This is a genomic window from Qipengyuania sp. Mu-71 (assembly GCF_036867055.1).
Classification (GTDB): Bacteria; Pseudomonadota; Alphaproteobacteria; order Sphingomonadales; family Sphingomonadaceae; genus Qipengyuania; species Qipengyuania profunda.
Genome location: NZ_JBAJHR010000001.1, coordinates 264,173 through 288,847, shown reverse-complemented (window position 1 = coordinate 288,847; position 24,675 = coordinate 264,173). Strand labels below are relative to the sequence as shown.

Annotated in this window: 28 protein-coding genes and 1 tRNA gene; 19 read left to right on the top strand and 10 right to left on the bottom strand. The window is 64.9% G+C overall.

Going from position 1 to position 24,675, the window contains the following annotated elements:
• The first annotated feature begins 108 nt into the window (after positions 1 to 108).
• From V6B15_RS01445 to V6B15_RS01425, 5 genes are all read left to right on the top strand, one after another.
• Positions 109 to 858, top strand: a complete 750-nt coding sequence (locus V6B15_RS01445) for a phasin family protein (RefSeq protein ID WP_334199765.1) — start codon at positions 109 to 111, stop codon at positions 856 to 858.
• Positions 859 to 1,066: 208 nt separating this feature from the next.
• Entirely contained in the window at positions 1,067 to 1,429 is a 363-nt protein-coding gene (gene clpS, locus V6B15_RS01440; RefSeq protein ID WP_334199764.1) for an ATP-dependent Clp protease adapter ClpS, read from the top strand.
• Positions 1,430 to 1,512: 83 nt separating this feature from the next.
• Positions 1,513 to 2,733 carry an LptF/LptG family permease gene (locus tag V6B15_RS01435; protein WP_253522173.1) on the top strand — a complete coding sequence of 407 codons (1,221 nt, stop codon included), beginning with the start codon at positions 1,513 to 1,515 and terminating at the stop codon, positions 2,731 to 2,733.
• A gap of 9 nt (positions 2,734 to 2,742) precedes the next feature.
• A complete protein-coding gene (gene lptG, locus V6B15_RS01430; RefSeq protein ID WP_334199763.1) occupies positions 2,743 to 3,840 on the top strand; it encodes an LPS export ABC transporter permease LptG in 1,098 nt (365 codons plus the stop codon).
• Positions 3,837 to 4,355 (top strand): GNAT family N-acetyltransferase, encoded by a 519-nt coding sequence (locus V6B15_RS01425; protein WP_334199762.1) that lies wholly within the window; start codon positions 3,837 to 3,839, stop codon positions 4,353 to 4,355. Before lptG ends, V6B15_RS01425 begins: the two co-directional genes overlap by 4 nt.
• A gap of 37 nt (positions 4,356 to 4,392) precedes the next feature.
• Here the strand turns inward: V6B15_RS01425 and V6B15_RS01420 are convergent, their stop codons facing one another.
• Complete coding sequence (locus V6B15_RS01420) at positions 4,393 to 5,490, bottom strand: fatty acid desaturase family protein (protein ID WP_334199761.1); 1,098 nt, start codon at positions 5,488 to 5,490, stop codon at positions 4,393 to 4,395.
• 147 nt (positions 5,491 to 5,637) lie between these two features.
• Here V6B15_RS01420 and V6B15_RS01415 point away from each other — a divergent pair, with 147 nt between their 5' ends.
• A complete protein-coding gene (locus tag V6B15_RS01415; RefSeq protein WP_334199760.1) occupies positions 5,638 to 6,801 on the top strand; it encodes an N-acetyltransferase in 1,164 nt (387 codons plus the stop codon).
• Positions 6,802 to 6,927: 126 nt separating this feature from the next.
• Entirely contained in the window at positions 6,928 to 7,359 is a 432-nt protein-coding gene (locus V6B15_RS01410; protein ID WP_253522166.1) for a response regulator, read from the top strand.
• 232 nt (positions 7,360 to 7,591) lie between these two features.
• On the opposite strand, the gene V6B15_RS01405 is transcribed toward V6B15_RS01410, so the two are convergent.
• Complete coding sequence (locus tag V6B15_RS01405; protein WP_334199759.1) at positions 7,592 to 8,338, bottom strand: Crp/Fnr family transcriptional regulator; 747 nt, start codon at positions 8,336 to 8,338, stop codon at positions 7,592 to 7,594.
• A gap of 143 nt (positions 8,339 to 8,481) precedes the next feature.
• Between V6B15_RS01405 and V6B15_RS01400 the strand changes: the two genes are divergently transcribed.
• Positions 8,482 to 9,273 (top strand): response regulator, encoded by a 792-nt coding sequence (locus tag V6B15_RS01400; RefSeq protein WP_253522164.1) that lies wholly within the window; start codon positions 8,482 to 8,484, stop codon positions 9,271 to 9,273.
• Positions 9,274 to 9,362: 89 nt separating this feature from the next.
• Here V6B15_RS01400 and V6B15_RS01395 read toward each other — a convergent pair whose 3' ends face one another.
• Entirely contained in the window at positions 9,363 to 10,994 is a 1,632-nt protein-coding gene (locus V6B15_RS01395) for a CHASE domain-containing protein (RefSeq protein WP_334199758.1), read from the bottom strand.
• A 228-nt stretch (positions 10,995 to 11,222) separates the two neighbouring features.
• On the opposite strand from V6B15_RS01395, the gene V6B15_RS01390 reads away from it, so the two are divergent.
• From V6B15_RS01390 to V6B15_RS01380, 3 genes are read left to right on the top strand one after another with little or no spacing between them, the layout of a single operon-like run.
• On the top strand, positions 11,223 to 11,414 hold the full coding sequence (locus V6B15_RS01390) for a NepR family anti-sigma factor (protein WP_253522162.1): 192 nt from the start codon (positions 11,223 to 11,225) through the stop codon (positions 11,412 to 11,414).
• The gene (locus V6B15_RS01385) at positions 11,414 to 12,019 is read left to right on the top strand and encodes a sigma-70 family RNA polymerase sigma factor (RefSeq protein WP_334199757.1); all 606 of its coding nucleotides are present in this window, start codon (positions 11,414 to 11,416) and stop codon (positions 12,017 to 12,019) included. Before V6B15_RS01390 ends, V6B15_RS01385 begins: the two co-directional genes overlap by 1 nt.
• Positions 12,020 to 12,077: 58 nt before the next feature.
• A complete protein-coding gene (locus tag V6B15_RS01380) occupies positions 12,078 to 13,256 on the top strand; it encodes an AI-2E family transporter (protein WP_320181717.1) in 1,179 nt (392 codons plus the stop codon).
• Positions 13,257 to 13,313: 57 nt separating this feature from the next.
• On the opposite strand, the gene V6B15_RS01375 is transcribed toward V6B15_RS01380, so the two are convergent.
• A complete protein-coding gene (locus tag V6B15_RS01375) occupies positions 13,314 to 13,925 on the bottom strand; it encodes a superoxide dismutase (protein WP_334199756.1) in 612 nt (203 codons plus the stop codon).
• A 174-nt stretch (positions 13,926 to 14,099) separates the two neighbouring features.
• Between V6B15_RS01375 and glmM the strand changes: the two genes are divergently transcribed.
• The 3 genes from glmM to thiD are packed head-to-tail and all read left to right on the top strand — an operon-like array spanning position 14,100 to position 16,488.
• Positions 14,100 to 15,437, top strand: coding sequence for a phosphoglucosamine mutase (glmM, locus tag V6B15_RS01370; protein ID WP_334199755.1), 1,338 nt, complete (start codon positions 14,100 to 14,102; stop codon positions 15,435 to 15,437).
• Positions 15,437 to 15,661 (top strand): DUF1272 domain-containing protein, encoded by a 225-nt coding sequence (locus V6B15_RS01365; protein ID WP_334199754.1) that lies wholly within the window; start codon positions 15,437 to 15,439, stop codon positions 15,659 to 15,661. Before glmM ends, V6B15_RS01365 begins: the two co-directional genes overlap by 1 nt.
• 8 nt (positions 15,662 to 15,669) lie before the next feature.
• Positions 15,670 to 16,488 carry a bifunctional hydroxymethylpyrimidine kinase/phosphomethylpyrimidine kinase gene (thiD, locus tag V6B15_RS01360; RefSeq protein WP_334199753.1) on the top strand — a complete coding sequence of 273 codons (819 nt, stop codon included), beginning with the start codon at positions 15,670 to 15,672 and terminating at the stop codon, positions 16,486 to 16,488.
• On the opposite strand, the gene V6B15_RS01355 is transcribed toward thiD, so the two are convergent.
• Positions 16,470 to 17,360, bottom strand: a complete 891-nt coding sequence (locus V6B15_RS01355) for an LOG family protein (protein ID WP_253522153.1) — start codon at positions 17,358 to 17,360, stop codon at positions 16,470 to 16,472. The two genes, thiD and V6B15_RS01355, sit on opposite strands and share 19 nt — an antisense overlap.
• A 52-nt stretch (positions 17,361 to 17,412) precedes the next feature.
• Positions 17,413 to 17,488, bottom strand: a tRNA-Trp gene (locus V6B15_RS01350).
• An 85-nt stretch (positions 17,489 to 17,573) separates the two neighbouring features.
• Here V6B15_RS01350 and aat point away from each other — a divergent pair.
• Positions 17,574 to 18,257, top strand: a complete 684-nt coding sequence (gene aat / locus V6B15_RS01345; protein WP_253522151.1) for a leucyl/phenylalanyl-tRNA--protein transferase — start codon at positions 17,574 to 17,576, stop codon at positions 18,255 to 18,257.
• Here the strand turns inward: aat and V6B15_RS01340 are convergent.
• The 4 genes from V6B15_RS01340 to V6B15_RS01325 all read right to left on the bottom strand — a co-directional run bounded on the left by V6B15_RS01340 (position 18,161) and on the right by V6B15_RS01325 (position 20,256).
• A complete protein-coding gene (locus V6B15_RS01340) occupies positions 18,161 to 18,694 on the bottom strand; it encodes a DUF2155 domain-containing protein (protein ID WP_334199752.1) in 534 nt (177 codons plus the stop codon). The two genes, aat and V6B15_RS01340, sit on opposite strands and share 97 nt — an antisense overlap.
• A 2-nt stretch (positions 18,695 to 18,696) precedes the next feature.
• Positions 18,697 to 19,095 carry an NADH:ubiquinone oxidoreductase subunit NDUFA12 gene (locus V6B15_RS01335; RefSeq protein ID WP_253522149.1) on the bottom strand — a complete coding sequence of 133 codons (399 nt, stop codon included), beginning with the start codon at positions 19,093 to 19,095 and terminating at the stop codon, positions 18,697 to 18,699.
• Positions 19,096 to 19,180: 85 nt separating this feature from the next.
• Positions 19,181 to 19,675 (bottom strand): DUF192 domain-containing protein, encoded by a 495-nt coding sequence (locus V6B15_RS01330; protein ID WP_334199751.1) that lies wholly within the window; start codon positions 19,673 to 19,675, stop codon positions 19,181 to 19,183.
• On the bottom strand, positions 19,672 to 20,256 hold the full coding sequence (locus V6B15_RS01325) for a regulatory protein RecX (protein WP_320181708.1): 585 nt from the start codon (positions 20,254 to 20,256) through the stop codon (positions 19,672 to 19,674). Before V6B15_RS01325 ends, V6B15_RS01330 begins: the two co-directional genes overlap by 4 nt.
• 132 nt (positions 20,257 to 20,388) lie before the next feature.
• Between V6B15_RS01325 and V6B15_RS01320 the strand changes: the two genes are divergently transcribed.
• The 4 genes from V6B15_RS01320 (at position 20,389) to V6B15_RS01305 (ending at position 24,587) form a co-directional block, all read left to right on the top strand.
• Positions 20,389 to 22,137 (top strand): fatty acyl-AMP ligase, encoded by a 1,749-nt coding sequence (locus tag V6B15_RS01320; RefSeq protein ID WP_334199750.1) that lies wholly within the window; start codon positions 20,389 to 20,391, stop codon positions 22,135 to 22,137.
• 164 nt (positions 22,138 to 22,301) lie between these two features.
• Complete coding sequence (locus V6B15_RS01315) at positions 22,302 to 23,516, top strand: toxic anion resistance protein (protein WP_334199749.1); 1,215 nt, start codon at positions 22,302 to 22,304, stop codon at positions 23,514 to 23,516.
• 10 nt (positions 23,517 to 23,526) lie between these two features.
• Positions 23,527 to 24,285, top strand: a complete 759-nt coding sequence (locus V6B15_RS01310; protein ID WP_334199748.1) for a hypothetical protein — start codon at positions 23,527 to 23,529, stop codon at positions 24,283 to 24,285.
• Positions 24,285 to 24,587, top strand: a complete 303-nt coding sequence (locus V6B15_RS01305) for a polyhydroxyalkanoic acid system family protein (protein WP_253522142.1) — start codon at positions 24,285 to 24,287, stop codon at positions 24,585 to 24,587. Before V6B15_RS01310 ends, V6B15_RS01305 begins: the two co-directional genes overlap by 1 nt.
• Positions 24,588 to 24,675: the final 88 nt, after the last annotated feature.

Sequence of the window (24,675 nt, the reverse complement as noted above, 5' to 3'; positions counted from 1 at the left end):
CGCGCGCACAAACCCGCCGATCCGTTTTATTGTGCACTGCACAAAATCTGCTTGACTTCGCGGTTGCAATGCCTATTTTGTGCACTGCAACAAAAGTGAGGTTTCCCCATGGCCGAGAGCCCGAGCAAGAGCGATGCCGCCGCCACGGTGAGCACCACGAAGGTCGCGCAGGCCGTCGATGGGGACCAGGCGGCCCCGGTGAATACCGCAAAGGTCGCCGAGGCGGTTGCGAAGCCCGCCAAAGCGGCGCCGAAGAAGGTCGCGGTGAAGAAAGCCGCGCCGAAAAAGGCCGTCGCCAAGAAGGCCGCCCCGGTGAAGAAGCCGGTCGCTGCCCCGACGTCCAAGGCTGCCCCCGCGAAGGCCGCTGCCGCCCCGACCACCCCGATCCCCCAGTTGAAGGAAACCATCATGGCCACCGCCAAGACCGACACCACCACCGAATACACCGCCAAGGCCCAGGAACTGGCCGCCGACATGCAGGCCCGCGTCAAGTCGGCCTATGACAAGGGCACCGAGATGACCAAGGAAGCCGTCGCGTTCCAGAAGGGCAATCTCGAAGCGCTCGTGGAATCGGGCAAGATCTTTGCCAGCGGCATCCAGGACATGGGCCGTACCTGTGTCGAGGAAGCCAAGTCGGTTGCCGAGACCACGCAGGACGACGTCAAGAAGTTCGCCGCGATCAAGTCGCCGACCGAGATGTTCCAGCTGCAGGGCGAGATTGCCCGCCGCAACTTTGACGCGATGGTCTCGACCACGTCGAAGAACACCGAAACCATGCTCAAGCTCGTCAACGAGGCGTTTGCCCCGATGTCGAACCGCATGAGCCTTGCTGCCGAAAAGGTCGGCAAGGCCGCCTGAACGGCGTCAACCAGCTTCAATTCCGCCGGGCTCTCTCCTCTCTCCCTCGCTCGGTGAAATTGGATACCGTGGGCCGGATGGTATTTGCCATCCGGCCCTTTTTCTATCCTTCTCCGCCCTCGCCGCGCGCGGTTCCCGGCGCGCAATCGGCAGCGCGCGCCGCTCGCGGCTTGCGATTTGGCGATGCGATACGATATTGGGCTCCGCAATGACCGAGATTCTGCCCCCCTTCCCGATTTGCGCTGCCGACGAGAATGACGACACGCGCGAAGGCGAGGGTCAGGTCGGCATTGCCACCAAGACCCGCGCCAAGCCCAAGAAGCCGAGCCAGTACAAGGTGCTGCTGCTCAATGACGATTACACGCCGATGGAATTCGTGGTGATCGTGCTCAAGCGCTTCTTCAAGATGGATATGGAAGAGGCGACCCGCGTGATGCTGCATGTCCACCAGAAGGGCGTCGGCATCTGCGGTATCTTCCCCTATGAGGTCGCCGAAACCAAGGTGCACCAGGTGATGGATTTCGCGCGCCAGAACCAGCACCCGCTGCAGTGCACGCTCGAGAAAGCCTGAGCCCCGCGGCGCGGCACAAGGGACATGACCTGCGCCGAAAAGCGCGCTAGGGCGTCCGGCGAAAATAACTGACCGGCGACACCTTGCTCAGATTCCTGCCCGCCATAGATCGCTATATCTTCCGGCTCGTGATCGTGCCGATGCTTTCGGTGTTCGCCATCGCCGCTTCGCTGCTCGTGCTCGACAAGATGCTGCGGCTGTTCGATTTCGTCGCGATCGAGGGCGGCCCCGTCGGGGTCGTGTTCAAGATGCTGATCGCGCTGGTGCCCGAATATGCCAGCCTCGCCATCCCGCTGGGCCTGCTGCTCGGCATCCTGCTCGCCTTTCGCAAGCTGGCGACATCGAGCGAGCTCGATGTGCTGCGTGCGGTCGGGCTCGGCTACGGGCGGCTGCTGAGGGTACCGTACGCAATCACCGCGGTGCTGATGATCGTCAATGTCGCGCTGGTGTTCTTCATCCAGCCGGTCAGCCGCTATTATTACGAGCAGATGGAATACGAGCTGCGCTCGGGCGCGCTCGGCGCCTCGATCAAGGTCGGCGAGTTCACCACGCTGGCGGATCGCATGGCGCTGCGGATCGAGGAAAGCGAAGACGACGGGCGCCGCCTGAAGGGCATCTTCGCGCGCGTGGCGAACGACCAGGACCAGGTGCTGTCGATCTCCGCCAAGGAAGGCGCCTTCCTCGCCACCACCGACAGCCCCGACACGATCATCCTGCGGCTGACCAATGGCACGATCGTGCAGGACACGGGCAGCCAGACGCCGCGCGTGCTGACCTTCACCCGCCACGATCTGCCGATCGACCTGCCCGCGATCGAGCAATTCCGCGACCGCGGCGATGCCGAGCGCGAATATATCCTGCCCGAACTGCTCCGCGTCGGGTGGAGCGACGAACAGCCCGACGACAAACGCGATGCCAGCCAGGCGAGCTTCAACTTCCGACTGGTCGAAGTGGTGATGATGGCGCTGCTGCCGCTGCTGGCCGTGGCGCTGGGCGTGCCGCCCAAGCGATCGACCAGCGCGCTCGGCGTGTTCCTGTCGATCATCATGGTGGTCGCCTATCACAAGGTGAACCAGTACGGCGAGGATATCGCCGCGCTCGGCCGGCTCGACCCGTTCCTCGCGCTGTGGGGGCCGTTCCTGCTGTTTGCCGCGCTGATCGGGTGGATGTACTGGCGCGTCGCGCATGTCCCGGGCGGACAGGCAATCGGGGCGCTGGAAATCTGGTTCGACAAGGTCGCCAAGCGCATCGGGCGGCTGTTCCGCCGACGGCGGCTCAAGATCGACCTCGCGGCCGCCGAATAGCAGGAACCCATGCAGCTCGACTTCTTTCCTTCGCGCACGCTGACGCTGTATCTGGCGAAGCTCTTTGCCGTGCGCATCGCGGCCATGCTGTTCGTGCTGGTGCTGGTGCTGATGATGCTCGACCTGCTTTCGAGCAGCGGCGAGATCCTCGCCGTGCCGGGTAATGGGCAGGGCGAGCTGCTGACCTATGCGGGCCTGCGGATACCGCAGCTGATCTCGCGCTTCCTGCCCTATTCGGTGTTGCTGGCGACGCTGATCACGCTGGTGACGCTCAACCAGAACAGCGAGGTCATCGCGATGAAGGCGGCGGGGCTGTCCGCGCATCAGGTGCTCGCGCCGCTATTGCTGACTGCCGGCATCGTGTCGCTGGTCACCTTCGGGTTCAACGAACGCGTGGTTACCCGCGCGACCGCAACGCTCAAGGCGTGGGAAGCGGTCGATTTCGGTCCCATCCCGACCGACAGCCGGGTGCGGACCAATATCTATCTAACCGATAACGGCAATATCCTCACCGCCGCTTATCTTGCCGGTACGGGCGACGCGATCGCGATGCGCAAGGTCACCTGGTACCAGCGCAATGCCGAGGGGATGATCGTCGAACAGGTGCAGGCCGATACCGCGCGCTATGCCAGCCCCGGCTGGCAGCTCGAGGGGATCACCCGCTTCAGCGTGCAGAACGCAGTGACCGAACGGCCTGCCACCATGGTGGTGGGCGAAGGGCTGACGCCCGACCAGATCGACCTCGCCAAGATCGACCCCGATACCGAACCCTTCTGGACGCTGACCCAGTCGATCGCCGAATTCGAGCGCGCGGGGCGGCGAACTTCCGAATTGCGCGCCAAGTGGTGGCACAAGATATCGGGGCCCCTGTCGGCCTTCCTGATGCCGCTGCTCGGCGCGGTCGCGGCCTTCGGGCTGGCGCGGTCGGGCCAGCTGTTCGTGCGCGCGGTGATCGGGATGGCGCTGGGCTTTGCCTATTTCGTGATCGACAATGCCGCGCTCGCGATGGGCAGTTTCGGCGGCTATCCGCCCTCGCTCGCGGCCTGGGCGCCGTTCTTCCTGTTCCTGCTGATCGGCGAGACGGTGCTCATCCGCACCGAGGAATGAGCGAGTTTTCGATTCGGCTGGCGCGAAGCGAGGATGCCGAGGCGTTCCCCGCTGTCGAACGCGCCGCCGCAGTGCTGTTCGCGGACGATCCCGATTGCACGGAGATCGATTTCGATGCGGTTCGCTCCGCCGCGGACTATCGCCGGCTGATTGCGCGTGGCCATTGCCTGGTCGCCGAAAGCGGTGACCGGATCGTCGGTTTCCTCGCCACGCAGCCGTGCGGCCGCGAACTGCATATCTGCGAAATGGATGTCCACCCCGACTGCCAGGGCCAGGGGATCGGCGCAGTCATGCTGCGCGCCTGCCTGATCGATGCGGGCAATGCGGGTTTCCGTGCGGTGACGCTGACGACCTTCCGCGACCTGCCGTGGAACGGGCCGTTCTACACGCGGATCGGCTTTGTCGAAGTGGAGGACCTGGCCGCACATCCCCGGCTGGCCGAGGAAATCGCCGCCGAGATCGAGGCCGGACTGCCCGCCCAGCGGCGCATCGCGATGATCCACTTCCTCGGCTGACAGGCGCGCTACCGGGCGGCGCCGGCGCAGCGCAGGATCAGCCGCGCGGGCGCATGGTGTTGCGCGCGATGCGGGCGACCAGCACCCCCATCCCGGCATGGTTCGCGCCGTGATAGCTCGAATCGGTCGCCAGCTCGCCGACGAGGCGGCGGTGCGCCTCGGGCAGCGAGTGATAGGGCATCGAGGGCATCAGGTGATGCAGCGCGTGATAGCGCAAGCCCACCGGCGCCCAGATTTCGGCGATCCGGCCGGGCGGCGGGACATTGACGCTGTCGAGGAACTGCGCGGTGACGGTCATCGCCTCGCCCTCATTCTCCCACAGATGCGCGACCAGTGTGCGCAGCTGGTTGAGCAGCGCGACCACCGCGGCGACCGCGAAGGCCACCAGCAGCGGTTTCCAGCCGAAGGCGAACACGCTGGCAATCAGCGCCCAGCCCCAGACCATGCCGCCCACTTCCTGCCAGAACACGCGCGGGCGCAGATCGCCTTCGGGCGGACGGCGGCGGAATTCGGGATTGATCGCGAGCGCGCTCAGCCGCTGCCACGTCAGCCGCCGGATCGGCGGGATGATCGCACCCAGCGGGACGAGCACGGCAAAGCGCAGCAACAGCGCTGCGGGTGCCAGCAGCGCGACCAGCACGAACACCGGCAGGCTCCAGGGCTTCATCAGCGCCAGCGGGAGATATTCGGGATCCTCGATCGTGCCATATTGCGTGCGTTTGTGGTGCAGCGTGTGGACGCCTTCATACATGAAGGACGGGGTCAGCATGGGAATGCCGACCAGCACGTTCCACCCAGTGCGGAAGCCGGGCAGCGTACCGTTCCGCAAATGCGAGATCTCGTGGATAAACAGCAGCGCGCGATACAGCGCGAGGACCGCGACGCCCGCCAGCAGGATCGCCAGCGGCAGGCTGCCGGTCAGGATCGCACCCGCCAGCGCGCCGTAGCCGACCAGCGCCGAACCGACCATGTCGGGCCAGTAGATATCGGCGCGGTGCGCGGCGATGTCCTTGGTCAGGTCGCGCGCGGCGCGCAGCATCGTCTTGTCGTCGGGAATCTGGGCATGCCAGCCCGATCCCGCGTCGCGGCGCGAAAGCAGGTCGGCACCCTGAATGCTGGTTTGTTGCACGGTCATAATCGAATTTCCTGGGAGGCCCCTAGCCGAAAACACGCGCGCGATACAGCGCGCGCTGTCGATCATAGTGATCGCTGCCTTGGCTTCCTTGACAAAGAACAGCTAGCGCACACAGGGCTAATCCAAGCTGAACGAGAGTGTGCGTGAATGTCTGACGGGAATGTGGTGGTCGAACCGGTCGAGGGCAAGTCGGGACGGGCCGAATTCGTCGACATCGGCCGCGCCCTTGCCGCGCGCGAGCCGCATGCAGTGCCGCAATTGCGCTCCGAACAGCTTGAACTGGTCAATCCCAACAAGAACCCGTTCTTCGGTCACGCCTCGCACCAATTGTTCGTCGCGCGCCGCGGCGGCGCGGCGGTGGGGCGGATCTCGGCGCATATCGACCATCTCGCACTCGAACTGCCGCGCGAACAGGGTTTTGGCCCCGGCGCGGGGATGTTCGGCTATTTCGACGCCGCGGACGAGGCGGCCGCGCATGCGCTGCTGCGCACGGCCGAGGGCTGGCTGCGCGGCCAGGGCATGGACCGCGCGATCGGACCGATATCGATGTCGATCTGGGAGGAACCGGGCCTGCTGGTGAAGGGGCAGGATCACGACCCGATGATCATGATGGGGCACCATCCGGCCGTCTATCAGCACTGGATCGAAAGCGCGGGCTATGTCCGCGAGAAGACGCTGCTGACCTACCACCTCGATGTGACGCATGACTTCCCGCCGCTGATCCAGCGGATCGTGCAGTCGGGTCAGCGCAACGACCGCATCACTGTGCGCCCGATCGACATTTCGTGCTGGGACAAGGAGGTCGAGACCCTCCTGACCATCCTCAACGATGCGTGGTCGAACAACTGGGGCTTCGTGCCCTTCACCAATGCCGAGATCGCCTATGCCGGCAAGAAGCTGAAGCCGATCATCCATCCCGAACTCAACATGGTTGCCGAACTCGACGGCAAGCCGGTGGCATTCATGCTGACCTTTCCCGATGTGAACGGCGTGCTGCGCAAGGTGAAGGGCCGGCTGCTGCCGTTCGGCTGGTTCCACCTGCTGCGCTGGATGCGCAAGCCGATGGGGGCAGGCATGCGCGTGCCGCTGATGGGGGTCCGCCGCGAACTGCACAATTCGCGGCTGGCGAGCCAGCTGGCCTTCATGATGATCAGCCAGATCCGCGAAACCGCGACCACGAAATACGCCACCACGCGGGCCGAGATCGGCTGGATCCTCGACGACAACCAGGGGATGAAGGCCATCGCCGATGCGATCCAGAGCAGCGTCAACCGCGAATATGCGATCTACCGCAAGGCGCTGGCCACCTGATCCGGACCGGCTGTCGCAATTGCGCCACGGTCCACGCCTGAACGCCATGTGCCGGGAACTGTGCAAGGCCTTGTCCCGTTGGCAGAACAGACGCGGCATCCTTGTCGCGGAGCCATGCGAGAACCGATGACGCAGCCTTCCCAGACGGTCTCAGCCGAGACATTGCCGGACCACGTGCTTGTGGTGGAGGATGACGCTGTCCTCGGCATGGTTCTGGAACAGGCGCTGCTCGATGCGGGCGTGGCGCAGGTCGCGCTGTCCTCGTCCACCGAACAGGCGATGCAGCATTTGCGACAGGAACGGCCGGGGGCGATCGTCCTCGACGTCCATCTCGCCGATCGCGACGATGGCTGGGCAATTGCCGAGCTGGTCCGCACGCTTGGCCCCAACAGCCCGCGGATCATCTTCTCGACCGGTGCGCCGCAGGACATCCCCAAGGACATAGCGGCGCTCGGCTGCACCTTGGAAAAGCCTTATGATGCCGAAGTGCTGATCGATGTGCTGCGGCAGCCGAAGCGGCGCGGGATCATCTCGCGCCTGCGCGGCGCACTGCGCTAACCCCCCTACCCTTTTCCTGCTTCATCCCGCGCGCGGAAGACCGCGCTGACGCCGAATATGGGCGCCGGACAGAAAAAAGGCCTCCGTTGCAGTGCAACGGAGGCCTTTCGGGATCGTATCACCAGCCGCTTGGACGGGAGGGGGGGTCTCGGCGGTGACATAGAGAATACGCGCCGCCAAAAAGAGGGTTCCCACGCCGGTCCATTTTTTTTGGGACCTGCAAAAAACCGCGTCAAATGAACGGCCTGCACGTCTCTTTGTCGCGATCGAATTGCGCGAAGTCGGCGGCCCGGGCGAGGTCGGGCACATGAATTGTGCGCGATTTCCAGTCGACCAGCCCTTCGCGGTGGAGCTGGCGCACGGTGCGATTGGTATGCACCAGCGACAGCCCGAGCATGTCGGCGATCTGCGCCTGCGTGATCGGCAGCGAGACGATATTCTGATCGCCAGCGAGGCAAGTCGCCTGCGCACGGTCGAGCAACCATACCGCCAGATAGGTCACCCGTTCGCGCGCGCTGCGCTGGCCGAGCGAGACGATATGGCCTTCCAGCGCCGCTTCTTCTTGCGCGGCGAGCCAGGTGATATCGTAGCCCAGCCGCGGGTGCTCCGAGATCAGGTCGATGAAATCGCCGCGCTTGAAGCGGCACAGCCGCGCATCCACCAAAGCCTCGATCGCATGGTTCGACGGGGCATCGAACGCGCCCTGCAAGCCGACGAGATCGCCGGGGAACATGAAGTTGAGGATCTGCCGCCGTCCGTCGGCAAGCGTGCGCGAGCGGATCAGGACCCCGTCGAGCACGGTATAGAGCCGGTCGTGCGCGGTGCCTTCCTCGATCAGCGTATCGCCGCGCAGGAGCCCGACCTCGCCGTCCTTGAACCGCTGCATATAGGTGAGCTGATGCTCTTCCAGCGTTCTCAGGCCCGGACAGGACTGAAGCGGGCAGTTCCGGCAGGCGATCGGATCGGCAATCTCGTGCAACGCACGATCTCCTTGAGGCAGCGAATTGCGCGCGGGATGCGCCCCAACAACCGGGTTTGTCAAACCGCAGCTTGCAGGCCGCCGACTTGGAACCTACTGCCACACGGGACGTTAGAAGCGCGCACCTTAAGGAAGGGGTCTAAATGTCACTTGGTGATCAGATTGCTCGTAACTTGCCGTACCTCCGCCGCTATGCGCGCGCGCTGACGGGTTCGCAGGCTACGGGAGACGCATTTGTCCGTGCCACGCTTGAAGCCGCTCTGGCCGATAGCGAACTCAAACAATCGCTCGAAGGCGGCCGCGTGCCGCTCTATCGGGCCTTCAACAAAGTCTGGTCGAGCGCTTATCTGGATGTTCCGGAAAACGTCGGCGACGACCGCCACGAAGGCGCCGCGCAGGACCGGCTGAAATCGGTTACACCGCTCAACCGCCAGGCGCTGCTGCTGACCACGCTGGAGGATTTCTCGTCCGACCAGGCGGGGGAAATCATGGACATGGCAGCCGACGATATCGAGCGCCTCGCGCAGGAAGCCATTTCCGAGATCGACCGTGAATCGTCGACCAGCGTGCTCATCATCGAAGACGAGCCGCTGATCTCGATGCAACTCGAAGACCTGGTGTCCTCGCTCGGCCACGAAGTCTGCGGGACTGCTGCCACGCGCACGCAGGCGCAGGAAGTGGTCGCGGAAAAGACCCCTGGTCTGGTACTGGCCGATATCCAGCTGGCCGATGGTTCGTCGGGCCTCGATGCGGTGGACGATATCCTCGCCATCAGCAGCGTCCCGGTGATCTTCATCACCGCCTATCCCGAACGCCTGCTGACCGGTGACCGGCCCGAGCCGACCTACCTCGTCACCAAGCCGTTCCAGGAACAGACGGTCCGCGCCGCGATCAGCCAGGCGCTGTTCTTCGGATCGAGCCGCCCGCTGGGCTGAGCATCAGCCGACAATTGAATACGGTAAAGCCCGGGCCGCGAGGTCCGGGTTTTTCGTGTCGGGCTCTGCCGCTTGCGAGGTGGCGGCGGTCAGTTCCTGCGGCCGCCGGGGCCCTTGCGCCGCAATTCGAACTCGCTCGGCTCGCGCACGGGGACCATCAACGTGCAGCGCACGCCTTCGGGATCGAATTTGAGCTCGACCGGGTGGCGCAATTCATGCGCAACGATCTTCTCGATCAAATCGGTGCCGAACCCGCGCCGCTGCGGCTTGCCGACGGGCGGGCCGCCGCTTTCGATCCATTCGATCTTGGCCAGCGTATCGTTGAGCTGGCTCCAGCAGACCGACACGCTGCCCCCGGCAATGCTGAGCGAACCATATTTGGCGGCATTGGTTGCCAGTTCGTGGATCGCCAGCCCCAGCGACAGCGCATCATTGGGCGCAAGCTCGGTATGCGGGCCGATCAGTTCGAGCTTGTGATCCTCGTCGCGCGCATAGGGCGCCAGTTCGACCTCGATCACCGAGCGGATCGGCGTGGTCCCCCATTCCGATTGCGTCAGCAGGTCGTGCGTGGCGGACAGCGCACGGATACGCCCGTCGAGCCCTTCGGCAAATTCATCCAGATCGTCCGACCGGCGGCGAGTGAGCGAGACGATCGAGAGCACGTTGGCGAGCGTGTTCTTGACCCGGTGGTTGAGCTCGCGGGTGAGCGAATTGCGGATCGAGTTCTGCTCCTCAAACCAGCTGATCGCCCGCCGGTCTTCCAGCGTCTGCTGGGTCAGCAGGCGCGAGACGAGCATCAGCAGGCTGGCGACCGCAAGACCGAACAGCAGCGTGATCATCGACATCGAGGACAGCCCGGCCTCGCGTGTCGATTGCACTTCGAGCACCATCGCGCGGTTGGCGAGATTGACCTCGCGGGTCACGGCGGAGCGGCCCTCGACCCACCCCTCGCTCTGCGCCATCGACATGCGTGCAGGCGTCTCGCCATCGAGCAGCCGCGCACCGACCGCGTCATAGCTTACCAGCTCGCCGGCCGAATCGAGGAACTGGGTGGCGTTGAACGGGCTGTAGATGAAGCCCTTGAGCCCGCGCGTATTGCTGAGCCCTTCATAGACCGGCATGTAGATAAGGAAGCCTGCCTCCCTGCCGCCGCCTTCCTGCACCAGCACGATCGGGCCGCTTGCGGTCGGGCGGTCGTTGGCCGCCGCCAGATCCATTGCCGCGCGGCGGATCGGTTCGGCATACATATCGTAACCCAGCGCGCGGCGGTTGCGGACGGTGTCGGGCTGGAGATAGAGAATCGGCGTCAGCATGTCGCGCGGCTGCTCTTCGAGCGTGGGGGAGACGCGCTTTTCCTCCACCCGGCTGACGCCGAGACGGTTCTCGAAAAGCTCGACCTCGCCCGCCTCGATAACCGGAGCCCAGCCGATCCCCTCCGCACCGCGATAATTGGCATCGAGCCGCAATTCGGAGACGAACCGCCGGAACAGTTCTGGCGTCACCTCGTCCTGCGTCGACAGCAGCGCTGCGCCTGCGCGCAGATAGGCCGAGCTGGTATAGGCACGGCGCTCGATCGCCGAGGTCATCGCCTGCGCCTTGCGCGCGACATCGGCGGCATCGCGCTGCTTCTCGCCCCGCTCGATCGCAAACACGCTGAGCACGGTGATGCCGGTCACGAGGATGAAAATCAGCACCGGGATACCGCGCGGATAATCGATCAACCAGCGCCGTCGGCGTCCCTTGCGTTGGAGTTCTTCGCTGACCAGCTTCTTGTCCCTGTCGATTTACCCGGCGTTATACTATGCCGTGCGGCGGGTTTGGTTCCATTTTGCAACTTGCGGGAACCCGCATATGATCCGTGCGTTGTGCGAAGCACATCCGGGATCGTCGCTCCCGCTAGCGGGTACAGCCCCTAGCGAGAACCATAAGAGGGTACTACCTTTCAAGTCATGAAGTCCGACACACCAAAAAAACCGCAGCGGTCGACCGCCGGCGGACCGCCCCCGAGTTCCGGCGCCGGTGGCCGCGGCAAGGACCCCGATTGGGCCAATGGCCTCAGGCAGCTGTACGATTCGGTGGTCGAGGAACCGCTGCCCGACAGCTTCCAGAACCTGCTCGACCAGCTGGACGCCAAGTCCTGATGGCCGCCGAGGAACGGACGGCATCCGATGCAGCCGATTTCAAGCGCGAGCTGACCGAGGTGGTGCCGCACCTGCGCGCCTTTGCGCGCGGCCTGTGCGGACGCGCCGACATGGCCGACGATCTGGTGCAGGAAACGCTGCTCAAGGCCTGGGCGGCGCAGGAGCGCTTCCAGCCCGGCACCAGCATGCGCGCCTGGACCTTCGTGATCCTGCGCAACGCCTATCTCACCGACATGCGGCGCAACCGCTTCCGCGGCGAATATGACGAGACGGTCGCGGAACGCGTGTTGACCGCGCCGGCCGGGCAGGAGGAACCGATCCACCTGTCCGACATGCACCGCGCGCTGCTGACGCTGCCGCCCGAACGGCGCGAGGCGCTGCTGCTGGTGGGTGCAGGCGGGTTTTCCTACGAGGAAGCCGCGACCATCTGCGACTGTGCCGTGGGTACGATCAAGAGCCGCGTCGGGCGCGCCCGCGCGGCGCTCAATTCGATGCTCGCCGAAGGGAACATCCCCAAGCGCTCGATCAACGACCACGCCGCCCACCGCGCGATCCTCGAGGAACTCGACGAAGTCGCCGCGGGCCAGGGTGGCAGCCGCAGATAGAATAACTTCGTCGCTGCGCCGCTTGTCACGATTTCCCGCGCAAGGCAGATAGATGGCGATGAGCGACACCCAGCCTTCCGAACACAGCGCCCCGCCCGCCCCCGCGCGCCGGTCGCGCAGGCTGGCCTTTGCCGAACAGGAACTGCGGCTGATTTCGTCGCTGGTCCTGCTGATCGGCCTGGGCCTGTTCCTCGCGCTGCCCTTCGTGCTGTCGATCGGCTCGGTGGTGTTCCTGCCGGTGGTCACCGCGCTGGTGCTGACGGTGATCCTGTCGCCGCTGGCGGATAAGCTGAACGGCTGGGGCCTGCCCAATGCCCTTGCCTCGCTCACCGCGCTGCTGTTCTTCTTCGCGATCCTGCTGCTCGCGCTGGCGCTGATCCTGCAACCTGCGGTCGCCCTGTTCGATGATGTCCCCGCGATGGCGCAGGGCGTGATGGCGCGCTTCGGCGAATTGCGCGAGCGCTTCGCCTGGGTCGCCGCGCTCAATGAACAGCTTGGTGCGCTGATGAACAGTGACGGCACGCGCGAAGTGGTGCTGGCCGCGCCCAGCCTGCTCGAACAAGTTGCCTTCGCCACGCCCAGCCTGATCATCGAGACAATCCTGACGCTGCTGATGGCCTATTTCATGATCGAGGCGCGCGTCCGGCTGCGCCAGCGGCTGCTGTTCGGCCGCGCCAGCTTCGGCACCAGCATCAAGGCCGCGCGCGTGATCCGCGAAGTGCAGGACCGGGTCGCCGCCTATATTCTCACCGTGGGCTGGATCAATGCAATGGTCGGGCTGGTGGTCGCGCTGGGCGCCTGGGCGCTGGGCGTCGATGCGCCGATCATGTGGGGCGGGCTGGCCGCGCTGCTCAACTTCCTGCCCTATGTCGGCCCGATCGTGATGGTCGCCCTGCTCGGCCTGTTCGGGATCGGAACGACCGAAACGATCGTGCTCGGCCTGGTGCCCGCGGCCGCCTATCTTGCGCTGCATACGGTCGAGGCGAATTTCATCACTCCGTCGATCCTCGGCGCGCGCTTCACGATGAACCCGGTGATGATCCTGATCGCGCTGTCCTATTTTACCTGGATCTGGGGCGTGTTCGGCGCGCTGCTGTCGGTCCCGATCCTGCTGATGCTGACCGCGCTGTTCGACCATATCGGGCGGCCCAACCTCGTCGGTTTCATCTTCGGCGAACCGCTGTTCGCGACCAGCCTGTTCGACGAAGCGGACAAGGCCGACACCCCCGCCCCATAGCAAGAGCCCGCCGCCATTGCTGGCGACGGGCCCGGTATTCGTCAGACGCCGTGCGGCTTAGCCGGGATATTTCCAGGTCGTGCCACGCGCGAGATTTTCGCTCGCGAAGCTCCAGTTGAGCTTGCCGTTGACCGCATCGAGATAGGCGGGGCGCGCGTTCTGGTGATCGAGGTAATAGGCGTGTTCCCACAGGTCGATCACGAGCAGCGGGTTCACCCCGTCGAGATCGGCCAGCGTGTCGCCGTCATGCGTTTCCTCGATGGTCAGCTTGCCGTCCTTGATGGCGAGCCAGACCCAGCCGCTGGCGAAATGGCCCGCGCCGCGTTCGGCGAGCTTTTCCTTCACGCCGTCGACCGAGCCGAAGACATCGTCGATCATGCTCTTGAGCTCGTCCGACGGGCTGGTTTCTTCCGGCGCCATCGAGTGCCAGTAGAAGCCGTGGTTCCAGCTCTGCGCCGAATTGTTGAACAGGCCCTGGTCGCTGTCGCGCGCCGAGGCGACCACCGCTTCGAGTTCCTTGCCCTCGAGGTCGGTGCCTTCGATCGCCTTGTTGGTCTTGTCGAGATAGGCCTTGTGGTGCTTGCCGTGGTGGAACGACAGCGTCTTGGCCGAAACCGCCGGTTCCAGCGCGGTGTCGTCGTAAGGCAGGTCGATCAGCTCAAAAGCCATGGAATGTCCCCTCTTGGGTTGGTGTGAATCAGTTTCCTACGCGTATCCCTAACGCCGCGATGGGCGCGTGGTTGCACATAGCGCCGATATTGTACGCGAAAAGGGGGGCAGGCAGGCTTTTATTCGCGTGCCAATCGCGCCATGGGGGAGCCGACACAAGGAGACCGCCCGCAGATGGCACGCAAATTCTTCGGCACGGACGGCATCCGCGGACGCACCAACGAGGGCGTGATGACCGCCGCCACCGCCATGCGCGTCGGCCAGGCGGCGGGGACGCATTTCCTTCGCGGCGGGCATCGTCACCGGGTAGTGATCGGCAAGGACACGCGCCTGTCGGGCTATATGATGGAAAGCGCGCTGGTCGCGGGCTTCACCAGCGTCGGCATGGACGTGATCATGACCGGGCCGCTGCCGACCCCGGCGATCGCGCTGCTGACCCGCGAGATGCGCGCCGATCTGGGCGTGATGATCTCCGCCAGCCACAATCCGTTCGAGGACAATGGCATCAAGCTGTTCGGACCCGACGGGTTCAAGCTGTCCGACGAGGCCGAGGCATCGATCGAACGCCTCCTCGAACAGGAACCGCTGCTCGTCCAGCCCGACCGGATCGGCCGCGCCCGCCGGATCGAGGATGCGCGCGGCCGCTATATCCACGCGGTGAAACAATCGGTGGCAAGCGACATCCGCTTCGACGGGCTGAAGGTGGTGGTCGATTGCGCGCATGGCGCGGCCTACCAGGTCGCCCCCAGCGCGATCTGGGAATTGGGGGCGGAGGTCGTCGCCATGGGCGTCGCGCCCGATGGCATCAATATCAATGACGGCGTCGGGTCCACCGCGCTCGACGCGATCAAGGCGCGCGTGGTCGAGGAAGGCGCCGACATCGGCATCGCGCTCGACGGGGATGCCGACCGGCTGATCGTGATCGACGAGAAAGGCAGGACGGTCGATGGCGACCAGCTGATGGGCCTCATCGCCAGCCGCCTGCAGGCGCGCGGCGACCTGACCGGCGGCGGCGTGGTGGCCACGGTGATGTCGAACCTCGGCCTGGAACGCTATCTCGCCGGTCTCGGCTTGACGCTCGAACGGACCAAGGTGGGCGACCGCTACGTGCTCGAGCGGATGCGCGAAGGCGGCTTCAATGTCGGCGGCGAACAATCGGGCCACATGATCCTGACCGATCACGGCACCACCGGCGACGGTACGGTGGCCGCGCTGCGCGTGCTCGCGAGCCTGGTGCGTTCGGGCAAGCCCGCCAGCGAATTGCTGCATGTCTTCGACCCGGTCCCGCAATTGCTCAAGAATGTGCGCTATGCCGGCGGCACGCCGCTCGAGAACGAGACGGTCAAACAGGTCATTACCGAGGCCGAGCAGGAGCTTGCCGGCAAGGGCCGCCTTGTCATTCGCCCCTCGGGAACCGAGCCGGTCATCCGCGTCATGGCCGAGGGCGACGATGCCGCGCAGGTCGAGGCAGTGGTCGACCGGATTTGCGCTGCTGTGAAAGAGGCCGCCTGATGCTTGAAATGCGCCCCGATTGCGAACGCTGCGGGACCGACCTTCCGGCCGAAAACGCCGGTGCGTTCATCTGCAGCTTCGAATGCACCTTCTGCACCGAATGCGCCGAAGTGCTCGACGATGTCTGCCCCAATTGCGGCGGCGAGCTGATGGACCGCCCGACCCGCGCGAAGCAATTGCACGAGAAATTCCCGCCCGGTACGAAGCGGAAGTTCGCCGGGTGAGCAATGCTATGACCCCGCGTATCCTCTCGATCGCCGGCTCCGACAGTTCGGGCGGCGCGGGCATCCAGGCGGATATCAAGACGATCACCATGCTGGGCGGCTATGCAATGACCGCGATCACCGCGGTGACGGCGCAGAACACGCTTGGCGTACAGGGGGTTGAAGCGCTGTCGCCGCAATTCGTGTTGCAGCAGGTCGATAGCTGCCTGTCCGATATCGGCGCCGATGCAATCAAGATCGGCATGCTGGGTTCGCCCGAAACCGCGCGGCTGCTCGCCGAGCGACTCGACACATTCGCCGGTCCGATTGTCTTCGATCCGGTGATGGTCGCCACCAGCGGATCGGTGCTGGCGGACGAGGCGACGATCGCCGGCTTCGCCGCGCTGATGGAGATCGCCACCATCGTCACTCCCAATCTGCCCGAGCTCGAGGTCCTTACCGGCCGCACCGAGATCGCGGACGAGGACATGTTCGAGGCAGCGAAGGAACTGGCCGACCGGCACGGGGTCCAGGTGCTCGCCAAGGGCGGGCATGCAGGGGACGAAACGCAGGTGGTCGACCGGATCGCCTCGCCCAGCGGCAAATACGCCAGCTTCGCGCACTCGCGAATCGAAACGCGGCACACGCACGGGACGGGGTGCACGCTGTCTGCCGCGCTGGCGACCATGCTTGGCTATCGCCAGCCGCTCACCCACGCGATCCGCATCGCGCGCGCCTTTACCCATGCCGCGATCGAGCAAGCGCCCGGTTTCGGCGAAGGGTCAGGCCCGCTGGGCCATCACGCGGTCCGCAATCGCAGCGAGCGCGATCAGCAACCCAGATCGTAGAAGTCGCACAGATATTCCCATGCGTCCTCGGCGGTTTCGCACCAGCGGAACAGCTCGAGATCCTTCTTCGAGATCGTGCCTTCTTCGGCAATCGCTTCGAAATTGACGACGCGCGACCAGAAATCCTTGCCGAACAGCAGGATCGGGATGGGCTTCATCTTGCCCGTCTGGATAAGGGTCAGCAGTTCGAAGAATTCGTCGAACGTGCCGAACCCGCCGGGGAACACTGCGACCGCACGCGCGCGCAGCAGGAAGTGCATCTTGCGCAGCGCGAAATAGTGGAAGTTGAGCGACAGATAGGGCGTCACATACTGGTTGGGTGCCTGTTCGTGCGGCAGGATGATGTTGAGGCCGATCGATTCACCCCCCGCCTCGCTGGCGCCGCGATTGGCCGCTTCCATGATCGACGGACCGCCGCCCGAGCACACGACGAACTGGCGCTTGCCGTTTTCGATGATCGACTTCTCGGTCGCCATCTTGGCCAGCTTGCGCGCTTCTTCGTAATATTTCGACTTGGCGACCAGGCTTTCGACGATCTTGCGCTCTTCCTCGGGCAGGTCCTTGGCGCCTTCGAGCGCGGTATCGGCGGCTTCAGGCGGCGGGATCCGCGCGCTGCCATACATCACCAGCGTCGAGCCCACGCCGGCTTCGTCGAGGACCATTTCGGGTTTGAGCAATTCGAGCTGGAAGCGCACCGGGCGCAGTTCCTCGCGCAGGAGGAAGTCCGTATCCTGGAACGCCAGCTTGTAGCTGGGATGCTCGGTCTGCGGGGTATGGGATTCGAGGCCCTGTTTTTCGAACCGGGCTTCCTGTTTGGCGGCGTAGAATTTGCGGTCTTCGATACCGCGCCGGCGCTTTTCATCTTCTGTCATCTGGCGCGCGATAGGCCGCGCTTGCGGCAACGACAAGTCATCGAAGAAGAAATGGCAGGGGTGACAGGATTCGAACCCGTGGCCCTCGGTTTTGGAGACCGATGCTCTACCAGCTGAGCTACACCCCTGCAGGAAGGGCGCGCATTAGGGGGACCAATCGCACTTGGCAAGGTCCATATCGCCAGAGGCATGGAAGTGCTAAGATGCTCCGCGATGCACGCCCCCGCCACATCCCGGATACCCGTCGAATTGCTGCTGCGCGCCTATCGCGGGGGAATCTTCCCCATGGCCGACCATCGCAGCGATCCCGAAGTCTACTGGGTCGAGCCGCGCGAACGCGCGATCATCCCGCTCGATGGCTTCCGCCTGTCGAAGAGTTTGAAGAAGACGCTGCGGCAGGATCGCTTCCGCGTGACCTGCAATGCCGATTTCGCCGGGGTCATCGCCGAATGCGCGGCGCCGCGCGAGGAACATGCCGAAAGCTGGATCAGCCACCGGATCGAGGCCAGCTACAACGCGCTGCATCTGGCAGGGCATGCGCATTCGATCGAATGCTGGCAGGGCGGCGCACTGGTCGGCGGGCTGTATGGCGTCGGTTTCGACCGGGTGTTCTGCGGCGAAAGCATGTTCAGCCGCACGCCCGATGCCAGCAAGGTCGCGTTGGCGTGGCTGGTCGCGGCGATGCGCGAGGCGGGCTATGCGCTGCTCGACTGCCAGTTCATGACCGAACACCTGGCGACCATGGGCGCGGTGGCGGTCAGCCAGGCGCAATATATGCAGATGATGGCCCGGCTGGAGGGTTATCCGGTGGCCGCGTTGCCCGATGTCGTCGCGCGATTCGGCGCGTCTTCCTCACCCGGAAAATCCATCACGCAGTCCTTGATCCAGACGTCGTAGATCGGGTGTTCGACCACGTTGAGGCTGGGCGAGTTCTTGAACAGCCAGCCCGAGAAGACCTTGCGGAAATTGTCCTCGGTCCCGCGTTCCTTGACCAGCACCTGCACGAAACCGCCCGTTTCCTTGGGCATTTCCCACGGCGCGGTGCGCTCGCAGGCCTGCAGGCGGACGATCACATCGCCGACCCGTTGCTGCTCGCCGGGGCGCAGTTCGAGGTCTTGGCTGACATTGTTGCGCTTGTTGAGCAGGCCGAGCGTGGCGACACGCTCTGCCATCGGCGTGCCCAGCCCCGCTTCGGCGGCGGGACGCGCGGGCAATTCGCCCTGCTGCAGTTCCTCGGGAATAGTGGTCGCGATCGCATCGGCGGGCGCGTCCGCTTGCTGGTCACAGGCCGCGACCAGCGCCGCCGTGGCCAGGAGGGCAAGCGCCCCGCGCATCGTCACGCCTCGGGCGACCAGGCTTCGTAATCGCCCGTCGCGCGGGCGCGTTTGCCGCCGCGCTCGAGCGCACCGGCGGGGCGATAGGCAGTCGCCGTACCCGTGGCATTGGGCGTGTAATCGGTTTCCCAGATCCGCGCCGCGGGCAGATTGCTCTCGGGTACGTCGTCGAACGAGCCGTGCAGCCAGCCGTGCCATTCGCTCGGCACGCGGCTGGCATCATTGGCACCCTCATAGATCACCCAGCGACGCTCGCGGCCATCGCCGCTCTTCTTCTTCGAGCGGTAATAGGCGTTGCCCTGCGCATCGGTGCCAACCTGCTCGCCATTGCGCGACGACCACAGGAGCGTGCCGATCGTGGCGCCGTCCCACCAGGTAAAAATCTTGCCGAGGATGTTCATGGCCGCGCGATTAGCCGTTTATTTGCCGGGCCTCAAGCGCCGCCGTGCGCAACCGCGCACTTGGGCTTCCGCGCGTGCATGATCCCTACCATTCGACCAGGTCGCCCGGGGCGATGCCCAGCTCCTCCGCGCGGCCCCCACGCAATTCGAGCACGCCGAGCACGGGGCCGACCGAATAGACCGGTTCGAGCGAATAAGGCTCGGTCATCGCGGCGATATTGCTGATGCGCCCATCTGGACCGATGTAGATGATATCGAGCGCAAGCGGGGTATTCTTCATCCAGAAGCTTTGCGCGGTGGTCCCGTCATAGGGGAAGATCATCCCTTCATGATCGCCGAGCTCGGTACGGAACATCAGCCCGCGCGTCTGTGCTTCGGGCGTATCGGCCAGTTCCGCCGCAATCGCGATCTGGCCATTTTCGGTCGTCACGGTCAGCGGGATCACCTTGAGCCCCGAGATCGGGTGCGTCGTCGCCGCCTCGGCGCCCGCCCCGGCGGGCTCGGCGGACGATTCGGCCTGCGTCTGGGGTGAACAGGCCAGCAGCGCGGCCAGCCCCGCCATCGCGGCCAGGCGCTTCATTGCTCCTCGTCCCGTGCTTCTGCGACCCATTCCTCAAGCTCCTCGACCGTGCGCGCCTCGACGATGCGCCGCGCTATGTCGAAATCATGGCCCGCGCGCACCAATGCGGCAAGCCGCTTTTCCCGTAGCTTGCGCGCTTCCTCGGGTCCCATGTCTGCCTGCTGCCCGAACGGCCCGAAGCCGCGCTTGCGTGCCAGTACCAGCGCCGCCTGGCGCTTCTGCGCCTCTCCCGGCTCGAGCGAATGGCGCAAATCCTCGTCGATCCCGGCGGACCGCAGCGCCTGATCGACCCGGCGCGCGCCATAGCCGCGCGCCACCAAATCACCCGCCTTGGCGCGGCCATAGGCTTCGTCGTCGACATAGCCCCGCTCGACGAATGTCGCGATCAGCCTGTCGAGATCGGGCTCCTCGTCTTCGGTGAACCCGCGTTCGCGCAGCTTGCGCTGGAGATAGGTGCGCAGCTTGCCCGCGCTGGTCGCAAAGCGCGCGACATAAGCCACCGCCAGCTCCTCCAGCCGCGTGCGATCAAGCGGTTTTGCCCGGCGGCGGGTGCGGCCCGATGTTGCGCGTTCATCATCCATCGGCCATATTCCTGCCACACTCCTTTAAGATTGGGAAACATGGGAGAGCGCGCGATCTTCCAGATCGTGTGACACATCAAGCAATGAGGGAAGCCGCAAGGCCCCAGCTATTCACGGGTATCGCCGATAATTATGACCGACGCCGTACTGACGCCGACGCCGAACGACTGCGACCTACCGCGTCGCCGTTCCGATTTCGCGACCTTCAACGAGGCTATCGACTACGCTGCGCGCAGCGATAAGGGTCTCAATTTCCACGACATGCGCGGGACGCTCGAACGCGTCTATCCCTATGCGCAGATGCGCGAGGATGCGCTTGAAGCGGCTTACCGGCTCATGGCGATGGGGATCGGGAAGGAAGACCGCGTCGCGCTGGTCGCCGAGACCAGCCCCGAGTTCGCCGCGCTGTTCTGCGCCTGCACGCTGATGGGCGCCTGGCCCGTCCCGCTGCCGCTGCCGACGACCTTCGGCGGCAAGGAAAGCTATATCGAGCAGCTTTCGGTCCAGTTGAAGAGCGCGGACCCGACAATTCTCATCTATCCCGGCGAAATCGCCGAAATGGCGAAGGCCGCCGCCGACCGGCAGGGTTGCGGCGGCGAAAGCTGGGGCGATTTCGCGCAGCGCCCGGCCCCGCCGGTCGATCTGCCCGAAGCGCAGCCCGAAGATATTTGCTACCTGCAGTATTCCTCGGGTTCGACCCGCTTCCCGACCGGGGTCGCGGTCACGCATGAAGCGCTGCTGCACAATCTGCGCGGTCATGCCGAATCGATGGAAATCGGCATGAACGACCGCGTGGTCAGCTGGCTGCCGTGGTATCACGACATGGGGCTGGTCGGCTGCTTCCTGTCGCTGGTCGCCAACCAGGTATCGGTCGATTACCTGCGCACCGAACATTTCGCGCGCCGTCCGCTGGCCTGGCTCGACCTGATCAGCCGCAACCAGGGCACCACGCTGAGCTATTCGCCGACCTTCGGCTACGACATCTGCGCCCGCCGGATTTCCAGCCAGAGCAGCGTTGCCGACCGCTTCGACCTGTCGCGCTGGCGCGTCGCGGGCAATGGCGCGGACATGATCCGCCCCGACGTGATGCAGAACTTCGTCAACGCTTTTGCCGGCGCGGGCTTCCAGGCGAATAGCTTCAATCCCAGCTACGGCCTCGCCGAAGCGACGCTGGCGGTCACCGTCATGCCGCCAGGCGAAGGGATCCGCGTCGAACTGGTCGAGGAGGAACGCCTCTCGGGCCGCCCGCGCGACCTGTCCAAGCCCGCGCGCTACCGCGCCATCGTCAATTGCGGCAAGCCGATCCCCGGGATGGAAGTCGAGATCCGCGGCGAGAACGACCAGCTGCGCGGCGACCACCAGATCGGCAAGGTCTGGTGCCGCGGCAAGAGCGTGATGCACTCCTATTTCCGCAACGAGGAGGCGACCACCGACTGCCTCGTCGCCAAGGACAATGGGGACGTTTGGCTCGACACGGGCGACATGGGCTACATGGGCGATGGCTATCTGTTCATCGTCGGCCGCGCCAAGGACATGATCATCATCAACGGCAAGAACCTGTGGCCGCAGGACATCGAATGGGCGGTCGAGCAATTGCCGGGCTTCAACCACGGCGACATCGCTGCCTTCTCGATCGACACCGAGGCGGGCGAGGAAGCCCCCGCCGTCCTGGTGCATTGCCGCGTGTCCGACCCGGTCGAGCGGATCAAGCTGCGCGACCAGATCGCCGACAAGGTCCGCGGCGTCACCGGGATGAGCTGCGTGGTCGAGCTGGTCCCGCCGCGCACGCTGCCGCGCACCAGTTCGGGCAAGCTCAGCCGCGCCAAGGCGAAAAAACAGTATCTTGCGGGGGAAATCGTCCCGCTCGACCTCGCCGCCTGAGGCCTGCGCCAACGCGGCCCTCTGCGCGACGGACCACCGGCAGAATTGCCTTGCGCTTGCCGCCATCGGCGCGGCACTATCGGCGCGCCGCGCGACTGCGCGCTTGAAGATCGTGTATTGCCACCCTAATACAGGATTATAGCCGCTTGGAGAGATCTGCGCCCATGAGCGATACGAAAACGCCGACCGCAACTGCCACCGAAACCGCCTTCGACCTCACGCCGCCCGATCCCGTGCCCGAGGTCAAGCCGGAGAAGGCTGCGGGCCTCGTACCCGTCTCGGACGAGGTGAAAAGCAAGCTGCAGACCAAGGTCGACGGCTTCGTCGCCGATCTGATCGCCGAGGATGCGAATTCGCCCGAATTCGGCAAGAAGGTCGACCAGCTGACCAATATGGGCCGCAAGGAAATCATGGCTGCGGCGGGCATGTCCAACCGTTTCCTCGACCGCCCGGTGCGCGCGATGGACAAGGACGAAGGCGTCGGCGCCAATCTTTCCGAATTGCGCCGCGTGGTCGAGGACCTCGATCCGGGCAAGCGCGGCAAGCTGTCGGGGCCGCGCAAGATCCTCGGCATCATTCCCTTCGGCAACAAGCTGACCAATTACTTCCGCAGCTACCAGAGCGCGCAGACGCATATCCAGTCGATCCTCAACAACCTCGCCAGCGGCAAGGACGAGCTGATCATGGACAATGCCGCGATCGACGTCGAACGGCAGAAATTGTGGGAGGCGATGGGCAATCTGGAACAGATGATCCACATCTCCAACTCGCTCGACGCGAAGCTGGAGGAAAAGGCCGCCGAACTCGACGCGACCGATCCGGCCAAGGCCAAGGCGGTGCGCGAAACCGCGCTGTTCTATGTCCGCCAACGCACGCAGGATTTGCTCACCCAGATGGCGGTGAGCGTGCAGGGTTATCTCGCGCTCGACCTGGTGAAGAAGAACAATGTCGAGCTGGTGAAGGGTGTCGACCGCGCCAGCACCACCACCGTCGGCGCGCTGCGCACGGCAGTGACCGTGGCCGAAGCGATGACCAACCAGCGCCTCGTGCTGGGCCAGATCACCGCGCTCAACGAAACCACGGCGGGCATCATCGACAGCACCAGCACGCTGCTGCGCGACCAGACCGGCAAGATCCACGAACAGGCTGCGGCAAGCACGATCCCGCTGGAAACGCTGCAACGCGCCTTCCAGAACATCTACGACACGATGGACGAGGTCGACAGCTTCAAGCTGCGCGCGCTCGACAGCATGAAGCAGACGGTCACGCTGCTGACCGACGAGGTCGAGAAGTCGAAAGGCTACATCGCCCGCGCCGAAGGCCAGTCGCAGGCGCAGAAGCAGGTCGCCGAAAGCAGCCTGCTGAGCATCGAGGGCTGAGGGCGGCATCGTGAACGACCTCACCCGCGACAGCGACCGCATATTGTCCGAGAGCAAGGCGCTGGTGCGCGACAACCGCGAAGGCGGCCGCCACCGGCGCGCGCCCTCGATCGGGCAGGGTTCGGCCAAGGCCAAGCGCGACCACTTGATGAAAAAGGTGCGCAACCTCCTGATCGCGGTGGCCGTCATCTGGGTGGGAGCCGGAATTGCCGGGGCGATGTTCAGCGGCATCGGTTTCTGGGGCGTCATGGCTGTGGTTGTCGCCACGGCCATCGCTACCGCGATCTTCTCCAGTTATCCGAAGATCAAGACGCCCAAGCGCGCGGACATCAACAAGGGCAACGTCCAGCAGATGGTCGGCCGCACCGAGCTGTGGCTCGAAGCGCAGCGCCCCGCCCTGCCCCCGCCCGCGGCGAAGATCGTCGATGACATGGGCGTCCAGCTCGACGCGCTGGGCCTGCAGCTCGAAGGGCTCGACCAGGACCACCCCAAGGCACGCGAAGTGCGCAGCCTGGTGGGCGAACAATTGCCGCAGATGATCGACAGCTACCAGCGGATCCCGGCGCATCTGCGCAAGGAAGAACGCGCCGGCGCGACCCCCGACCAGCAGCTGACCGACAGCCTCGGCAAGATCAGCGGCGAGATCGATTCGATCACCCGGCAGCTGGCCGAGGGCTCACTCGACGATCTGGCGATCAAGCACCGCTATCTCGACTATAAATTTGGCGAAGGGGCGCAGACCAGCCCGCAACTGGAGCACAAGAACTGATGCGCGTTCCCATTTCCCACAGCCTCGGCAAGGAAGAAGTGCGCCGCCGCCTCCAGTCACACAGCCACGAGATCGCCCAATATATCCCCGGCGGTATGGCCGACGTCACCACCAGCTGGCCCAGCGAGGACCGGATGGACCTGGCGGTCAGGGCCATGGGCCAGGGCGTCGACGGCTGTGTGATCATCGAGGACGACCAGGTGGTGTTCGAGGTCAATCTGCCGCCCGCACTGTCCTTCGTCGAACCGATGGTCGCCAGCGCGATCCGCAAGCAGGGCCAGAAACTGATCGCGCCGAAGTAATTTCGCCCGCATCGCCGAGAAATTTTCCCGACCGCGGAACGATCTCCTTTGCGGAGCGCTCTGCACTGGGCCGGATCAGGAATCCGGA

Excerpts from the sequence above, each read along its gene's own strand:
- V6B15_RS01320 (WP_334199750.1), top strand. The coding sequence starts at position 20,389 with ATGACCGACGCCGTACTGACGCCGACGCCGAACGACTGCGACCTACCG.
- V6B15_RS01420 (WP_334199761.1), bottom strand. The coding sequence starts at position 5,490 with ATGACCGTGCAACAAACCAGCATTCAGGGTGCCGACCTGCTTTCGCGC.
- V6B15_RS01400 (WP_253522164.1), top strand. The coding sequence starts at position 8,482 with ATGTCACTTGGTGATCAGATTGCTCGTAACTTGCCGTACCTCCGCCGC.
- V6B15_RS01390 (WP_253522162.1), top strand. The coding sequence starts at position 11,223 with ATGAAGTCCGACACACCAAAAAAACCGCAGCGGTCGACCGCCGGCGGA.
- lptG (WP_334199763.1), top strand. The coding sequence starts at position 2,743 with ATGCAGCTCGACTTCTTTCCTTCGCGCACGCTGACGCTGTATCTGGCG.
- V6B15_RS01380 (WP_320181717.1), top strand. The coding sequence starts at position 12,078 with ATGAGCGACACCCAGCCTTCCGAACACAGCGCCCCGCCCGCCCCCGCG.
- V6B15_RS01415 (WP_334199760.1), top strand. The coding sequence starts at position 5,638 with ATGTCTGACGGGAATGTGGTGGTCGAACCGGTCGAGGGCAAGTCGGGA.
- V6B15_RS01385 (WP_334199757.1), top strand. The coding sequence starts at position 11,414 with ATGGCCGCCGAGGAACGGACGGCATCCGATGCAGCCGATTTCAAGCGC.
- V6B15_RS01375 (WP_334199756.1), bottom strand. The coding sequence starts at position 13,925 with ATGGCTTTTGAGCTGATCGACCTGCCTTACGACGACACCGCGCTGGAA.
- V6B15_RS01410 (WP_253522166.1), top strand. The coding sequence starts at position 6,928 with ATGACGCAGCCTTCCCAGACGGTCTCAGCCGAGACATTGCCGGACCAC.
- aat (WP_253522151.1), top strand. The coding sequence starts at position 17,574 with ATGCACGCCCCCGCCACATCCCGGATACCCGTCGAATTGCTGCTGCGC.
- V6B15_RS01425 (WP_334199762.1), top strand. The coding sequence starts at position 3,837 with ATGAGCGAGTTTTCGATTCGGCTGGCGCGAAGCGAGGATGCCGAGGCG.
- V6B15_RS01335 (WP_253522149.1), bottom strand. The coding sequence starts at position 19,095 with ATGAACATCCTCGGCAAGATTTTTACCTGGTGGGACGGCGCCACGATC.
- clpS (WP_334199764.1), top strand. The coding sequence starts at position 1,067 with ATGACCGAGATTCTGCCCCCCTTCCCGATTTGCGCTGCCGACGAGAAT.
- V6B15_RS01325 (WP_320181708.1), bottom strand. The coding sequence starts at position 20,256 with ATGGATGATGAACGCGCAACATCGGGCCGCACCCGCCGCCGGGCAAAA.
- V6B15_RS01340 (WP_334199752.1), bottom strand. The coding sequence starts at position 18,694 with ATGCGCGGGGCGCTTGCCCTCCTGGCCACGGCGGCGCTGGTCGCGGCC.
- thiD (WP_334199753.1), top strand. The coding sequence starts at position 15,670 with ATGACCCCGCGTATCCTCTCGATCGCCGGCTCCGACAGTTCGGGCGGC.
- V6B15_RS01305 (WP_253522142.1), top strand. The coding sequence starts at position 24,285 with ATGCGCGTTCCCATTTCCCACAGCCTCGGCAAGGAAGAAGTGCGCCGC.
- V6B15_RS01315 (WP_334199749.1), top strand. The coding sequence starts at position 22,302 with ATGAGCGATACGAAAACGCCGACCGCAACTGCCACCGAAACCGCCTTC.
- V6B15_RS01355 (WP_253522153.1), bottom strand. The coding sequence starts at position 17,360 with ATGACAGAAGATGAAAAGCGCCGGCGCGGTATCGAAGACCGCAAATTC.
- V6B15_RS01365 (WP_334199754.1), top strand. The coding sequence starts at position 15,437 with ATGCTTGAAATGCGCCCCGATTGCGAACGCTGCGGGACCGACCTTCCG.
- V6B15_RS01330 (WP_334199751.1), bottom strand. The coding sequence starts at position 19,675 with ATGAAGCGCCTGGCCGCGATGGCGGGGCTGGCCGCGCTGCTGGCCTGT.
- V6B15_RS01445 (WP_334199765.1), top strand. The coding sequence starts at position 109 with ATGGCCGAGAGCCCGAGCAAGAGCGATGCCGCCGCCACGGTGAGCACC.
- glmM (WP_334199755.1), top strand. The coding sequence starts at position 14,100 with ATGGCACGCAAATTCTTCGGCACGGACGGCATCCGCGGACGCACCAAC.